Raw genomic sequence first — 16,321 nt, 5'->3', positions numbered from 1 at the left:
TCTTCATACCCAATCCCCAATTCCTCTAGTTCACTCATCTCTTACCCCTATTTCAGATATAAACTAACGGGGGAGAGGTTCAATGAGGAACTAGGGGTATTTTTTTGTGCGCCTGTTGACAACAGTTGCGGCTTTACGCTGCTATTTAAATAAACGTCGCTGGGAAAGTCAGCTGACAGCATCAGAAGAACAGATACTAGATAGTATGACTAGCTGGTATCAGACTGCAATTGGCTTGGTGCCAACAATGGGGAGTTTACATCAAGGCCATTTGAGCCTGATTGAACGGGCGCGGCACGAAAACTCTACTGTAATTGTGAGTATTTTTATCAATCCTCTGCAATTTGGCCCAAATGAGGATTATGGAAGGTATCCCCGCACTTTAGAACAAGACCGACAATTGTGCGAGCAAGCGGGAGTTGATGCGATTTTTGCCCCTTCTCCGGAAGAATTAGGCATACCTCAGAAAAATATACAAGAATCTCAAGTTACACAAGTAATCCCTCCATCTGTTATGATATCTGGCTTGTGTGGTCATTCTCGGTTAGGTCACTTTCAGGGTGTGGCGACGATTGTGACCAAGCTTTTGAACTTGGTACAACCTGACCGAGCTTATTTCGGTCAAAAAGATGGTCAGCAGTTAGCTGTGATTAAACGGCTGGTGGCTGATTTAAATTTGCCTGTAGAAATTGTTGCTTGTCCCACTGTGCGGGAAGCGTCGGGTTTAGCCTGTAGCTCTCGCAACCAGTATTTAACTGCTCCAGAAAAACAGCAAGCAGCAGTATTGTATCGTGGCTTGCTGCAAGCTGAGGCTGCATTTAAGGCAGGTGTCCGCTATAGCAGTAGGTTGCGAGAAGTGGTACGGCAGGAATTAGCCAAGGTTAGTAGTGTTTTAGTGGAATATATAGAATTGGTTGAACCGACTACGTTAATGCCATTAGATAAAATTCAGGAGGAAGGAATGCTGGCGATCGCTGCTCGTCTTGGCTCTACACGTTTGATTGACAATACCATTTTGCGCGATCGCCAACCTATCATCGCTATTGATGGGCCAGCCGGGGCGGGAAAATCCACCGTGGCTCGTCAAGTAGCAACTAAACTCGGTTTAGTGTATCTAGATACAGGAGCGATGTATCGTGCTGTGACTTGGTTGGTGCTACAACAGGGTATTGCTATTGACGATGATTGTGCGATCGCTGAATTAGCTAACAACTGTAAAATCGAGCTGACTCCTAGCCAAGATTTACAATCTCCGGTGCGTGTTTGGATTAATGATACTGATGTTACCCAGGATATTCGCACGATTGAAGTGACTTCTCAAGTATCGGCGATCGCTGCTCAAGCTGCTGTACGTGAAGCCCTAGTAAAGCAACAACAACGCTGGGGTAAACGGGGTGGACTGGTAGCAGAGGGTAGAGATATTGGTACTCACGTATTTCCTGACGCTGAAGTAAAAATCTTTTTAACCGCCTCTGTGGGTGAACGCGCTCGTCGTCGCCAGCAAGACTTTCAAAAACAAGGTCAACCAGAAGTAAGTCTAGAACAGCTAGAAAAAGACATCGCTGAACGCGATTGGAAAGATAGCACTCGCAAAGTTTCCCCTCTACAAAAAGCAGCAGATGCAGTTGAACTGCAAACAGATGGACTCAGCATATCGGATGTTGCTAGCCAAATTGTTGATTACTACCAACAACGCTTGTCTCAATGGTAGTCGTTATCAACTGTTGTTAGTTCTGAATTTTTTTCAATTTATTAGGGAGTCAGTGTTGCAACACTGACTCCCTATTTTTTAGGAAGCTATCCCTGTCACGTCGCTTTGCTCCGAATTCAAAATCCCCTACGGATAAATCCGGTGGCTGAAATTAATGTTGTTTCACTTTTTTTCTTCTCCATAAATAAATTTCGCGGGAAGTCAGAGCGTAGTTTCCTCCGTAGACGCGCAAAGTTCAAATATCATTCATCTAACTGTAGATAGATGAGAAAACTATTCCATCTTGTTTCTAAAGATGGAAGTTTCGGAAATTTGATTTACCGGATTTTGACTTATTAAAAAACTACTTTGTCTGAATCTTCACTTTGGTAGTAGAATGACGATGTTAAGTTTTATATCCCAGGATTTAAGGATATAAAACCAGTCAGCACCAAACCTGTAATTTCCCAGGCTGCTGCAATAGCTTTTAAATGGAAACTGCTAAAGAGAGGAATTCACAAAATGGCATTTGTACAGGAACCACTACCCTACGACTTTAATGCTTTAGAGCAGTATGGCATGAAAGGTGAGACCTTCGAGTATCACTACGGCAAACATCACAAAGCTTATGTAGATAACCTGAACAAGCTTACCGATGGTACAGAATTGGCTGATAAGTCCTTAGAAGAAGTCATCCAAATTGCCTTTAAGGATCCCTCTAAAGCTGGAATCTTTAACAACGCTGCTCAAGTGTGGAACCACACTTTCTTCTGGAATTCTTTAAAGCCCGCAGGTGGTGGCGCACCTACAGGTGAATTTGCAGCCAAAATCAACCAAGACTTTGGTAGCTTCGACAAATTCAAAGAAGAATTTTCCAACGCTGCTGCAACTCAGTTCGGTAGCGGATGGGCTTGGCTAATTGATGATAACGGTACACTGAAAGTCACTAAAACTCCAAACGCCGAAAATCCCCTGGCTCATGGACAAAAAGCACTCTTAACCTTGGATGTTTGGGAACACGCTTACTACATCGACTTCAGAAATGCTCGCCCAGCTTTTATCAAGAACTACTTAGATAACTTGGTTAACTGGGACTTTGCTGCTGCGAATTATGCTAAAGCTTAGTTGTCCAGTAACATGAGGGCTGTTGGTGAATTTCTCCAGCAGCAATAATTAATCTTTTCTTCAACAAAACAAGCAGTCACGATGGAATCGTGGCTGTTTTGCTCTCTAGTTATTTGCTAGTTCCTACAGGAGGAAGTTTGCAGAGTGTGTCCCAGACAAAGCAGGAGATAAACACTAGGATGCTTGAGTTGATTTTTTGTCTTCTGTTCCTCACTTACTCGCAAGCTGCTGTATTTTCTGTAGGAGTAGATTTTGAATTTTCAATTAGTATTACATATCCTAAAAGTAGTGGGAAAATCAACACCAGAAATATATGGATAGTAAACAACTGGCTCAATACATGGAATCCACTGATAGCATTGCTAAACCTTGGCTATTGGTGCAACTACGCTTGAAAAAATTACAAGAACACCGGGATACTATTCCCGAAAATGTCTATGCTGAGGAATTAGCAGATATTCACCAAGATTTAATGAATTTGGGTGAATGGTGGCGTGGTGTTGAAGATGAGGTTTTTTGATGAGTCAACCCTGTGAGGGAGAGGAAAATATCCTTTCAGGTTTTGCAGGATAGTAAGAATGGTTTTTTGAGTTTGATCACGCTGTACTAGTATTCTGCCACGGGAGTATTTACAAATAAGCGTGTTATTAGTAAGCACTTTAGTGCTTAAATGTTTGAGTACTAAAGTGCTTACTATAAATTTAGTAAACTTTTGCTGTTGACTACTCCAGGAATCACAATATATTTCAGCTTTCTGTAGATTGAAAATATAGTAAAAATTGAGTTGCATTTTATACGGTTTTCAAAAGTAACTCATGTGTGAAAAAGCTACGATCGCTCTATAAAATAGCTTATTTAACGATTATTTATCTGAATATTTACCTAAGTACGCAAATAGTGGTGATAGCAATATTCGTCACTGCTACTTATGAAGGCGATTGGAAATACTCATGACCAGAAGCATTGAGATTTGCTAACGTAGTCTTAACATATTGAAAAATTTCTGCTAATTGGCACTAATCTAACGTGCTAAGTATTTCTCTTTTATTTAAGTGTGGTGTGCTGGTCTGTGAGAAATCGAGTATTTTTATTCAGAGGGGGTTATGGTTATAAATTTTGCTCGAACATCTGCTTCCACCGAACTATTAAAGCAAGTATTTCAGACAATTGATGCTCAAAGTTGTCCGAAGTTATTTAACTTTCATATGCACACTGTTTATTCGGATGGCAGATTACAGCCAAGTGTGTTGATGGAGCAGGCGATCGCTATTGGACTACAAGGTTTTGCAATCACTGATCATCATACTGTAGGTGGGTATGAAGCAGCGCAAGCTTGGTTAGAAAACTGGAAATGGAACAATCCTGGTGTAACAACTCCTCACCTGTGGAGTGGTGTAGAAATTAATGCCAACTTGTTGGATGTAGAAGTTCACATTTTGGGTTATGCTTTCCAGCCAGAACATTCTAGTCTGAAACCTTATCTGCAAAGAAAGATAACAACCGATAGAGAATATCAAGCAGGTAACGTAATTGAGGCTATTCATGCAGCCGGAGGGATAGCGGTATTGGCGCATCCAGCACGTTATCGAAAATCTCACTTTGATTTGATTCCGGCGGCGGCGGAATATGGGATTGATGGTGTAGAAACATATTACGCCTACAACAACCCCAACCCTTGGAAGCCCAGTGTGATTGAATCGGAGCAAATACAAAATCTAGCCCAAGAGTATGGCATTTTCAATACTTGCGGTACTGATACCCACGGTTTAAGCTTACTCCAACGGTTATAAAGATGCGTTCCGCTTGCAGAAAACTCCTGGTGTCAACAGCCAGGGGCGACTAATCACAAGTGGGATGGTGAATATTCAAGTGACTGATGAATGCGATCGCTATATCTAAGATACCGCGTTGCTCAAATACTCGACAGCAAACGCAAGCATCAGAAAATTCCAAATTAATACAGCGTTAACGTTTCATTGGTAGATTTATTTACGTCACGCTGTACCTCATACTGATAAAAGTTGCTGTAAATAGCATCTTAGGGACGACAAACTTCCTAATCTTGAAAAATCATGATATTGCCCGAATAACAAGCTACCCAAACTTCTCTAGTTTGTGGATCGTAAGTAATGCCGATAGGATCAGGTTCAACTTTGACTTTTTGTAATACCTTCATGTCACTAGTCCGAACCTTGCTAACTGTATCTTCACCGTAGTTCACAACATAAAGTGTTTGACCATTAGCTGATAAAACCATACTACGGGGAGCATTACCTGTAGCGATTTTCTTGACTAAATTACCTTGAGGCAAGCTGATTTTAGCAATTTTGCCTTCACCATTTAAAGAAGCATAAAGATATTTACCCTCAGGATCAATATTTAAGTGACGCGGTGAACTACCAATGTTTCGCAGCCACTGTACAGAAAAATCCCTCAGGTTAACTTTAGCAATGTTGTAAGACCCCATAACAGCGACGTAGGCTGTTTCAGAAGCTGCATCAACAACAATTCCGCGAGGATAAGGGCCTAATTTAATCCGTTTGATTTCTTGATTTTGATTAATATCTACCACACTCAAATCCCAAGAACACCAGTTGCTTACTAGTATTAGGTTTTCATCGGTAGAAGTAGCCACAAATTTCGGTACAGAACCAACTGGAATAACTCTGTCTATCTTGAGGGTTTCTGTATTAATGCGATATAAAAAACTCTTGTCAGTTTTTTGGGATGGATGACATTTATCACTACCGGGGTTATTAAAACCAGGCCCGTACATTTGATAGTTAGATATCCAAGCATACTTGCCATTATGGGAAAAACTAGCTTCAACTGGAGCGCCTCTATACTTACCCTTGAAGCGAGAATGACCATATTTAGATAAGTCTACTTCGTCAGGGATAACTTTAACTAATTCATAGTTGCGGTCATATACAGTAATTGTGTGGTTATACATCATATTTTGGGCAAAGAATAAACCATTACCCGAATAAACCACTGATTTAGGGGAAATTTTCCCAGAAATAGTTTTGATGAGCCGCATTTTTTGTGAGGGACTGGGAGGTGCGGCTGATTGGGGTGCTATCTTTACCTGATTTTGTGGCTTTTGTGGCTGCTCTGTTAAAAAAGGTTCGAGGGTAGTTTTTTGAGGTAACGAAGCCGCTAATTTTCTGGTACTTGACGCTAAAACTGATGATGTTTTTGGCCCGACAATTCCATCAGCGACGAGCCGATTAGCTTGTTGGAATTGAATTACAGCTGCTTGGGTGGCAGTGTCAAAATTTCCAGTAATCGCCCCTTGATAGTATCCATCTGCTTGTAGTTTTTCTTGCAAAGACATCACCCTATCGCTAATATCACCCCGTTTGAGAGAAGATTTAGACGCAGCTATTGGGGGAGTGGTGATACTAGATTCTGATACACCCATAGTAGATTCTAAAGCTGCCAAGGTTGCTGCCCCAACAATTCCATCAGCCTTTAAACCATTAGCTTCTTGAAATCTCTTCACAGCTGCTTCAGTGACAGAACCAAAATATCCTGTAGCGGCTTGCGAAAAATATCCGCTTGCTCGCAACTTTTGCTGGAGCGATGCTACCTGAGGATTTCTGTGACCTTTTTTTAAAGCAGCCGCAGCAGGAAGACACCAATTTAAAGAACCCATTGCAAAAGAAGCCACCAACATTAAAGCGCCACTCTGGTTCTTTGTCCAAGGTATTTCCGGGGAAGATTCATCCGTGGTAGATGTTTCATAAGTCTCAGCCAAATGCAAATAAGCAAGTGTGTCCATAATTCAGGGAATCACTAAGACTCTGGTAAATTTAGTAAAAATTATAACTCATTGTATTAATTGTACTGACAAAACTCCGACTTTCTGATGACCAATTTGGGGCTTCCGGATAAAAAATATCCAAAACGTAGGGTGCGTCAGTTCGACATAACCTAACCATACTCAGAAACTATTCACACTGACGCACCCTACCAAACTGACAAAACTCCGACTTTCTGATGACCAATTTGCTGATATGCTATGTATAAATTGCTGTGGATAAGTAGGATGAGTGCGATCGCCACTATTAGTTGCAGTCAGTTCTAGTCAATCAATAGCTTCAGAATAATGAACTGAATCTTCAGCTTCCAGAGCCTGGTGGGGCATAGATTTTTTATTCTCATTATTTATGACTGTGACAATTCCTCCCAAAAAACGCAAATTACCTACCCAAGCTATAGGTGCTAAGATTTTCCACTCTGTTAATATCGTTAGCTTATTCCTCATGCTCACCAGTGGACTGCAAATTTACAACGCCAATCCCGTTTTTGGTGGACGCGCCGGCTTACACATTCCGCCAATATTTACCTTAGGCGGGTGGTTAGCTGGAGGTAGACATTGGCATTTTGCTGCCATGTGGTTATTCTCTTTAAATCTTTTGTGGTACGGATTTTATATATTATTTACTCAACGCTGGCGACATCGATTTGTCGGTGCTAATGATATCAAAGCATTGCAAAAAAGCCAAAATAATAAACGTTTAATATACGCCTGGCATCGCATTATCTACACATCGATAATTCCCATATTGCTGCTAGCTCTGCTGACTGGTATGGGTATGTATAAACCCGCTCAATTTCCCTGGATTGTCGATATGTTTGGTAATTGGCAAAGTCTACGAGTCGTTCATTTTGCCTCAGTACCTATGGTAATTATATTTGTCATAATTCACTCTTTCTTAGGACGTAAAGCCGGTGGTGAGGAATTAACAGAGTCTATGTTCTGGTAAAGTCTAATTAATTGGTATTGAAAATATGGGTTTAATTCACATACGTCGTCCACAATTAACGCGCCGACAGTTTTTGCATCTTTCTGGGATATCAAGTGTAAGTCTGCTATTAGGTGGCTGTGGTACACCAGCTTTAGAAGATTTGGTGGGTACAGTTTCTCAACCATTGAACCAAAAGTTAGAAAAGTTAATATTTAATCCTCAAAAATTAGTACCAGAATTTTCCCCAAATGAAATACAACCAGAAGCATTAATAGTTAATAGCTTTCGTTCTACACCGATTATTGATGTCGATAAATATCGTTTAATTGTGGACGGGGAAGTTAATCATCCTTTAAACATGAGTATGGCAGAAATCCAAAACTTGCCCTTGACTTCCATGATTATACGCCATATTTGTGTGGAAGGTTGGGCGGCGATCGTACAGTGGGGTGGTGTACAGCTAAGAGAAATTATTGCCCTCGCGCAACCCAAAGAAAATGTACAGTATGTCTATTTCAAATCTGCCGATGGTTACTATGAAAGTTGGGATATTGCTTCTGCTTTGCACCCCCAAACACTATTAGCTTATGAAAAAAATGGTGAATCTTTACCCATTGATAATGGTGCGCCTTTACGTTTGGCTGCACCAATTAAACTTGGTTATAAGCAGAGTAAATGGGTAACTCAGATTACTCTGGCTAGTCATTTATCAATATTTAAAGGTTATTGGGAAGACCAGGGTTATGAATGGTTTGCAGGAATTTAAATTGTATATTGCACTCATACTTTATTTTTGAAATTTAGGTAGGGTGGGCAATGCCCACAGGCTCATGGTTTTGGTGGGCATTGCCCACCCTACAGATACTGAGAATGTTATGTACAATTGCAGGCTACGATAACAGAAATTAAATCGGTTTCCTATATTACCTATTACCTAACAAATAAAATGATTTTTTCCGACAAACTACATCAGAAGATATCACAAAATCAAAGTTTACTTTTTGTTGGACTTGATCCAAATCCTGAAATGATGCCCGGACGCTATAGCTCTGAAGATATCATAGATGGATTATGGAATTGGTTGCAATTTATTATTGCTGAAACTGCTGATTTTGTTTGTGCTTATAAGCCAACATTAGGTTTTTATGAAGCCTTGGGTGTTCCCGGCTTAGAACTATTACAGAAAACCTTAGGCGCTATTCCTAGCCATATTCCCATAATTTTAGATGCTAAACATAGCGATTTAAATACAAGTACTATTTTTGCCAAAACTGTATTCACTGAATGGGGAGTAGATGCAATTACTCTCAGCCCATATACAGGACAAGATCATGTAGCTCCATTTTTAGTTTATCCCGATAAGGCTGTGTTTATTCTATGTTCTACATCTAACCCTGGCGCAGAGGCTTTACAGCAATATCCGACAAGAGAATCACCCCTTTATTTACAAGTTGTACAAGAGTCAAAAAATTGGGGGACTCCAGAACAATTAGGACTAGAAGTTGGTACTACAAATGCTGAAGTCTTGGCAAGAATTCGCCAAGTTGCGCCGGAAAGAATAATTATGGCACGCAGTATTTGGGCTGAAGGAGGCAATTTAAACCGCATTTTAGAAGTTGGTTTAGATACTGATGGGAATGGTTTGTTAATTCCTGTCCCCCAAGATATGTTAGCCAGTGCAAATTTATCGAAGGAGATTCAATCTCTACGTGCAGAAATTAATCAGGTAAGGGATATAACTGTTCGTGATGTTTCTAGCTGTTCTGTATGGCTACCTGATGTTTCTACTGTTAATCAACACCCTTTACATGATTTAATTTTGCAACTATACGATATTGATTGCATTATGTTTGGCAATTTTGTTCAAGCATCTGGTGCAGTTTTTCCTTACTATATAGACTTACGTAAAATTATTTCTAATCCTCAGGTATTTAATCAAGTCCTCAGTGGCTATGAAAATATCGTTAAAAATCTCACTTTCGATAGATTGGCAGGTATTCCTTATGGTTCTTTACCAACAGCAACCGGTTTAGCTTTACGTCTCAATTGTCCAATGATTTTTCCGCGTAAAGAAGTGAAAGCCCACGGAACTCGCAGGTTAATAGAAGGTAATTTTCATCCTGGTGAATTAGTGGTTGTAGTTGATGATATTCTTATCAGTGGTAAGAGTGTGATGGAAGGAGCAGATAAGTTAAAATCAGCAGGGTTAAATGTTCATGATATTGTAGTGTTTATTGACCACGAGCAAGGTGTGAAAGATAAGTTACAAGCAAATGGTTATCGGGGTCATGCAGTTTTAACTATTTCGGAAATTACTAGTGTTTTACACCAAGCAGGGCGGATAAATGATGAGCAGTTTTTGGCTCTAACTGCTGAATAAAACTTAATTTGTCAGTTGTTAGTAGTCAGTAGTCAGTGGTCAGTGGTCAAGAATTTTTAATGCAGGTTATGCCAGGATAAGGATTTAAAGTAGATAGAAAAACAACTGAAATTAACTATATATATAGGACTCATACTTGATTTTTGAAATATACGTAGGGTGGGCATTGCCCACCAAAACCATGAGCCTGTGGGCAATGCCCACCCTACAGATAATGAGAATTTTATGCGCAAGCGCAGGCTACGCCAACAGAAATCAAATCGGATTCCTATAAAAACAACTGACATTAACTATAAGATTCATACTTAATTTATAAAATGTATTTAGCAATGCTCAACAAAAATAAGATAGGGTGGGCATTACCCACCCTACACATACTTATATTTTTCAAAAATCAAATCTGATTTATATATGAATATTTCACTCAATCAGTTGCTTAAATGGTTAATAATAACCCTACTGTTTCCTCTAGTTTGTTTAAATGGTTGGTTAGTTTTCGCATTTTTCCAGTATTTTAAACCGTTAGTAACAATATTCGTCCTGGCAATATTACTGGCATTTGTTTTAAACTACCCTGTTTCTTCTCTTCAGAAACGGGGTATTAAACGTGGTAATGCAGTAGGATTAGTTTTTGTTCTGACTGTGATTATCTTAATTGCTTCAGGTGTCACTTTATTACCTATAGCAATAGAGCAATTTCATGAAATTGCCAAAGTTTTACCCCTATGGATTGATTCTAGCCAAGAAAAACTACAGAACTTAAATGATTGGGCTGTTGGTCAACATTTTAAGTTGAATATAGGGCAAATATTAACACGAATTATTGATAAAATCCCTGATGAATTAGAGTCTGTTTCTAATCAAACTTTTAAGATTATTGTAGAAACAGTAGATAGTATCTCTGAAGCTATAGTTACAGTAGTTATCACTTTTTACTTGCTAGTAGATGGGCAAAGAATTTGGGAAGGAATATTTAAAAAGTTACCTATATCTTTGGCTCAAAAATTAAACCAATCTATTCAGAAGAACTTTCAAAATTATTTGATTGGACAAGGGACTTTAGCTTTACTGATGGGAACTTCTCAAACTCTTTTGTTTTTAGCTTTTCAAGTGCAGTTTGGGTTACTGTTTGGCTTAGGAGTTGGGTTTTTAAGCTTAATTCCTTTCGGTGATGTTGTTAGCTTGATTGTGATTACGTTGATTGTGGCTACCCATGACTTTTGGTTAGCGTTGAAGATTTTAGCAGTAGCCGTGGTCATTGACCAAATTATTGATCAGGCGATCGCACCCCGTCTTTTAGGTAGTTTTACAGGCTTACGACCAATTTGGGTGTTAGTTTCTTTGCTTGTGGGAACATACATCGGCGGTTTGCTAGGATTGCTGATTGCTGTCCCTGTTGCTGGTTTAATCAAGGATGCAGTCGATGGTTTCCCATCCTTAACTACTGGTATTGAGAATGTTTTATCGACAGAAACCACGACAGAAGCCTTGAGTCCAGAATCAACGTCATCATGAGGTGATGTAACTATTTTTATATAGGTGATTAGCAAAGCTAGGGGTTCCGCGATCACCTAATTCACGTTTTCTTGAGTTTTCACCCAATTTGCTGCTGCATAATGGTCGCAAAAGTATCGTAAATATACATTTTCTCTGACCAAAATTCCACTTAGTTTCCAAACAAGCATTAAAATTATGCAATTATTGCATTTATGCGGATGCGCTAAAGTCCAGTCAATGGCATTCTCTATATTTAGGAATAGAGTTGATGGCATACTTAAACACCCCTGGGATTTTCCGGGGGCTTTTTATTTGATATGAGACTTACGCACACAGGTTGTCTGTTGAGACTGGGTGTAAGGGTGTGAGGGTATAGGGGTGTAAGGGGTTTCAAGTTACCCCTATACCCTCACACCCTTGATCTTTCGTTTTCATGCGTAAGTCCTATTGATATACAGGAGAGGGAATGACTTAGTGCTGTTAGTGGTAGCTGGGTAATCGATTACCTGCATAAACAGCAACGCTAATACATATGAGTTAATGGAAAGTACAGCTTAACTTTAGGTATTGGTGAAGTATCATGAAAAGCATCACAAAATGGCTTTTAGGCTTGGCGATCGCTCCTGCAAGTTTGGTATTAATATCTAGTCATACCCAAGCTAGTCAAGTTGCTGGTGAGTGGTTCTTTGGTTTATGGGACTGTAATATTGACGGTAGACCAGCCCAAATGCAATGGAAAGTAGTAGATGACCCACAAACTACTTGTGATGGTAATATTTGCTCTACTACTTCTGGTGTCCGTCTCATCGGACGGTTTAGTGATAATGGTAGTGCGTGGGTTCCTTTAGGAAAACGTTTTTCCAGCAGACAAAGACAGGATTTAGGGATTCGCTATTTAGGTGCAGAGCAAGATGATTGGTATCTTAGATACAACAGTCGTACTAAGATTGCAGATGGTTGGACAACATGGCGGGGTAATCGTTATCCGCTACAATGTCGCAATCGCAGATGAGTTTAGGGGTGTAAGGGTGTAAGGGTGTAAGGGTGTAGGGGAAAGATATCTTTCATCTATGACTATGAAACTTGTTTCATGGGGACTGCCTATAATAAGTGTGCATCTAATACCAATTTGAAAAAAGAAGGGGACAGATATATAGCCCCAAACGCTTGTTCTGTATTGATTTTGAATTTTGTTCGCCCTTGGCGTTCCCGCAGGGAATTTTGAATTGGTATAAGTGTGCATCTAACTTCAGGCTGGAGGAAACAATTGTGAAAGCTGTTCTCATGACCACACAGGGGAATCCTGAAGTACTGCAATTGCAGGAAGTACCCAATCCTAGTCTTCCTGTGGGTAGTACAGAACTTTTAGTTCGTTTGGTAGCTGCTGGTATTAACCCCATTGATACTAAACTACGCAAGCGTGGAACTTTTTACCCTGAGAAAATGCCTGCCATTTTAGGATGTGATGGTGCGGGTATTGTGGAAGCGGTGGGCGCTGGTGTCCAGAGTTTTGGTGCGGGGGATGCAGTGTATTTTTGCAATGGTGGTTTAGGGGGACATCAAGGCAATTACGCTGAATATACTGTTGTTGATGAACGTTTTGTTGCCCGTAAGCCAGCTTCTCTGACCTTTGCTGAAGCCGCCGCCGCACCGTTGGTACTAATCACCGCTTGGGAGGCTTTATATGAACGGGGAAGATTAGAACCTGGAGAGAAAGTTTTAATTCATGCGGGTGCGGGTGGTGTGGGTCATGTAGCCATTCAATTAGCAAAACTGAAAGGTGCAACTGTCGCCACTACGGTTGGTTCGGAAGATAAGGCGCATTTTGTAAAACAACTGGGTGCGGATCATGTGATTTTCTATAAAAATACAGATTTTGCCCAAGCTGCTTTAAATTGGACGAACGGCGAAGGTGTAGATTTAGCTTTTGATACTGTTGGCGGCGACACTTTTCACAAAACCTTTCCCGCCGTGCGTATCTATGGCGATATTGTGACGATTTTGGAACCAGATGCAAATACAGTTTGGAAAGTTGCTAGAAACCGCAATTTACGTATTGGTTTGGAATTAATGCTGACACCGATGTTTTTAAATTTAGTAGAAGCCCAGCAACACCAGGCAGAAATTTTGACAGAATGTGCTGATTGGATTGATCAAGGTAAGTTAAAAATTCACGTTAGTCATAAGTTTCCTTTGCAAGATGCAGCTAAAGCTCATCAGTTACTTGAATCTGGCAGTATTGCGGGTAAAATTGTTCTGCTGATTAGCGATGAATGATAGAGAATCCTATTGCATAATTTGTTGACTTGCTGGCGAAAAGCTAAATTTTTTATAATTTTGTGTGCGTTGTTAGTATTACTGCTCCCTTCGCCAGTTTGGGCTGCACCAACACAACCAGAACGCACTCCATTAACCCTGGAATTATTACAAGAGCGATTACGCGCACCAACTCTACGGGAAGGAAATTTAACTGTAGATTTGCGGCAATTGGTAATTGATTTGCGTCCAGAAAACTCCGTGTTTCGAGATGGATTTTATCAATTGTTGCGTAAAGAATTGCAAAAAACTGGTGCGAAACCTTTAGGTTTAGACTTGAGTTATTCTCTGATTCAAGGGGATTTTGTGGGTAGTGATTTGGGTTTAAGAACACCTTTGTATGCTCAGGCGATCGCTCCTATTTTTACCAAAACTGAACAAGAACAATTGGAACGCTTGCGCCTGGTTTGTTTGCAATCATTGGCTGCAAGTTTACCTAATTCTAAAGATTGTCGATCGCTTCTAGGAACTCAGTCAACAGTATCAAGTGATGTGACTGTTTTTCGCGGTGCTTTAACTCTGGAACAAACCCGATTTAACGGAGAAGTCACCTTTGTCAACACGTTTTTTCTGCAATCTGTCAATGCTAAAAATGCTACTTTTCTCCAGCCAACTCACTGGCATGAAAGTAGATTTAGCCGTGGGGTAAACTTTAATAATGCCAGTTTTAGACAAGCCAGCGATTTTCAAGACAGTGTTTTCTTTGACAAAGCTAATTTTAAACAAACTCAATTTCAGGAGACGGCTAATTTTCAAAGAATCACTTTTGAAAGTGTGGTTAATTTCAATGAAGCCCAGTTTAAGCAATTGGCTAAATTTAGTGGTGTCCAGTGGCAAGATAATGCCGATTTCTCTGGGGTGAGGTTTGCCAATCAAGCACAATTTACCAGAGCTAATTTTAATCAGTCACTATCTTTAGTAGAAACAACTTTTGAGCAAGCAGTCATTTTTCGAGAAGCATTATTTAATCAACCTGTAGATTTACGTGGTGCAAGTATTCTCAATCAAGCAGATTTTAGTGATGCCATATTCTCATCATCATCATTTTTAAATGTCCCTGGATTAACTTTTAATTCTAATCAAGCCAAAATTTTAGGTAATCCTGGGCAGATTGGGCAAATGTTTGATATTCCCACATTGCAAGGTAATCAAAATGTTTTGCGAAATTTGGGGCAGAATTTCCGTCAGCAACAGCAAGTTGCTGATGCAAATCAATTAGAATATACTAAACAACAATTACGCCTCAAAGAGTTAAGTAAACGTTTAATCGGCACAAATATTAATAGTGCTTCTGTAGTAAATTTAGTTAAGTTGGGTTTTTCTCCTACACAAGCAAATGTCATTGACCAACGTCGGCAAATCAAAGCATTTCGCAATAGTAGTGAGTTATTGACTTTAGCAGACATCGATTTAGAAATATACAATAAACTGAGCGATCGCCTAGTAGTTGCGGAACCTCTCTCCTTGGGAAGCTGGTTGCTGGAAGCTTGGCTGTGGTTAGCTTTGAGTGTATTGCTGTTGTTGAGTGGCTACGGTACAAACTTTTGGTTAGTGTTTGGGGTGGGGGGAGTAGCGATCGCTTATTTTGGGTTAGTTTTTTGGTTAGTAGATCGCGCCCGTCGTCTGCGTCCTGTACCAATTATTCCCACCTACTACGAAACCGTTTCTGTCCTGATTAGTTTTAGCTGTTTAGAGTTTTTTAGTTTATTAGCTATTTTTCAGAATGCGGAACAGCCTTTGCTCACACTCGGCTGTATTTTGATTATTATCGTTCCCGTACCTGTAACTTTATTGATGCGCCTTTATCAACAAGGTCGTTATCACGATTTAATCAATGTTTCTTACTTCACAGAAGACGGAACCTTTAGACAACTGCGGTTACTGATTGGACGTTTACCAGTCATTCCCCGAAATCCCACCTTTCGGGAAAGATATATGCCATTATTAAGCGATCGCCATTGGAACTGGCTCAATTATTATGACTTTAGCCTCAATAATTTAGTCAGGTTGGGATTTAACGATATTCGCCTCAGAGACGAACATTTACCGGGAATTATCGCTACCCTGGCTTGGTATCAATGGAGTTTAGGCGTACTCTACATCACCCTGGTTCTGTGGACACTATCCCGCACTATCCCAGGGTTGAATCTATTAATTTATCTTAAGTAATACGTGAATTCGACGGAACCTAACCCCAACCCCTTCCCTTGTAGGGAAGGGGCTGAAAATCTATAACTGAGTACCAAATAATTAGGGTTTTAAGCCTCTCCCCGCGTCGCTACGGTGTACACACAAGTCTGATAAAGTTGCCTAGTAGCATTTTGATCCCCCCTAGCCCCCCTTAAAAAAGGGGGAATTTTTCTTTAAGTCCCCCTTTTTAAGGGGGATTTAGGGGGATCAGAGGATTTGTGTGTACACAGTAGCCCCGCGTCGGAGAGAGGTTTGGAGAGGGGTTCTTCCAAATTTATCGAACTCATGTTAAATAATACTAACTCTGCTTCAAAACCCTTATACCAATTCAAAATTCAAAATTAAGAAACCTATATTTTGCAGAGGTTT

At 40.1% G+C, this 16,321-nt stretch carries 12 protein-coding genes; 11 read left to right on the top strand and 1 reads right to left on the bottom strand.

What is annotated here, in order from left to right; all coding sequences use genetic code 11:
* The first annotated feature begins 106 nt into the window (after positions 1 to 106).
* The 4 genes from GSQ19_RS10060 (at position 107) to GSQ19_RS10045 (ending at position 4,605) form a co-directional block, all read left to right on the top strand.
* Entirely contained in the window at positions 107 to 1,711 is a 1,605-nt protein-coding gene (locus tag GSQ19_RS10060) for a bifunctional pantoate--beta-alanine ligase/(d)CMP kinase (RefSeq protein WP_011317818.1), read from the top strand.
* A gap of 501 nt (positions 1,712 to 2,212) precedes the next feature.
* A complete protein-coding gene (gene sodB, locus GSQ19_RS10055) occupies positions 2,213 to 2,815 on the top strand; it encodes a superoxide dismutase [Fe] (RefSeq protein ID WP_011317817.1) in 603 nt (200 codons plus the stop codon).
* 313 nt (positions 2,816 to 3,128) lie between these two features.
* Entirely contained in the window at positions 3,129 to 3,335 is a 207-nt protein-coding gene (locus tag GSQ19_RS10050) for a hypothetical protein (RefSeq protein ID WP_011317816.1), read from the top strand.
* 583 nt (positions 3,336 to 3,918) lie between these two features.
* Entirely contained in the window at positions 3,919 to 4,605 is a 687-nt protein-coding gene (locus tag GSQ19_RS10045) for a PHP domain-containing protein (protein ID WP_011317815.1), read from the top strand.
* A gap of 266 nt (positions 4,606 to 4,871) precedes the next feature.
* On the opposite strand, the gene GSQ19_RS10040 is transcribed toward GSQ19_RS10045, so the two are convergent.
* On the bottom strand, positions 4,872 to 6,599 hold the full coding sequence (locus tag GSQ19_RS10040; RefSeq protein ID WP_011317814.1) for a peptidoglycan-binding protein: 1,728 nt from the start codon (positions 6,597 to 6,599) through the stop codon (positions 4,872 to 4,874).
* A gap of 388 nt (positions 6,600 to 6,987) precedes the next feature.
* Between GSQ19_RS10040 and GSQ19_RS10035 the strand changes: the two genes are divergently transcribed.
* The 7 genes from GSQ19_RS10035 to GSQ19_RS10005 all read left to right on the top strand — a co-directional run bounded on the left by GSQ19_RS10035 (position 6,988) and on the right by GSQ19_RS10005 (position 15,931).
* Positions 6,988 to 7,587, top strand: coding sequence for a cytochrome b/b6 domain-containing protein (locus tag GSQ19_RS10035; RefSeq protein ID WP_011317813.1), 600 nt, complete (start codon positions 6,988 to 6,990; stop codon positions 7,585 to 7,587).
* A gap of 25 nt (positions 7,588 to 7,612) precedes the next feature.
* A complete protein-coding gene (locus tag GSQ19_RS10030) occupies positions 7,613 to 8,335 on the top strand; it encodes a molybdopterin-binding protein (protein WP_011317812.1) in 723 nt (240 codons plus the stop codon).
* A 180-nt stretch (positions 8,336 to 8,515) separates the two neighbouring features.
* Positions 8,516 to 9,949, top strand: a complete 1,434-nt coding sequence (locus GSQ19_RS10025) for a bifunctional orotidine-5'-phosphate decarboxylase/orotate phosphoribosyltransferase (RefSeq protein WP_011317811.1) — start codon at positions 8,516 to 8,518, stop codon at positions 9,947 to 9,949.
* A gap of 411 nt (positions 9,950 to 10,360) precedes the next feature.
* Positions 10,361 to 11,464, top strand: coding sequence for an AI-2E family transporter (locus tag GSQ19_RS10020; protein WP_011317810.1), 1,104 nt, complete (start codon positions 10,361 to 10,363; stop codon positions 11,462 to 11,464).
* Positions 11,465 to 12,026: 562 nt separating this feature from the next.
* Positions 12,027 to 12,458: a DUF6006 family protein gene (locus GSQ19_RS10015; protein ID WP_011317809.1), complete on the top strand. Its 432-nt coding sequence runs from the start codon at positions 12,027 to 12,029 to the stop codon at positions 12,456 to 12,458.
* A gap of 257 nt (positions 12,459 to 12,715) precedes the next feature.
* Positions 12,716 to 13,723, top strand: a complete 1,008-nt coding sequence (locus GSQ19_RS10010; RefSeq protein WP_041456011.1) for a zinc-dependent alcohol dehydrogenase family protein — start codon at positions 12,716 to 12,718, stop codon at positions 13,721 to 13,723.
* Between the two features lie 60 nt (positions 13,724 to 13,783).
* Positions 13,784 to 15,931, top strand: a complete 2,148-nt coding sequence (locus GSQ19_RS10005; RefSeq protein WP_199312888.1) for a pentapeptide repeat-containing protein — start codon at positions 13,784 to 13,786, stop codon at positions 15,929 to 15,931.
* Positions 15,932 to 16,321: the final 390 nt, after the last annotated feature.

Origin of the sequence: Trichormus variabilis 0441 (assembly GCF_009856605.1) — a bacterium.
GTDB classification, from domain to species: domain Bacteria; phylum Cyanobacteriota; class Cyanobacteriia; order Cyanobacteriales; family Nostocaceae; genus Trichormus; species Trichormus variabilis.
This window is presented reverse-complemented; position numbering and strand designations above follow the sequence as displayed.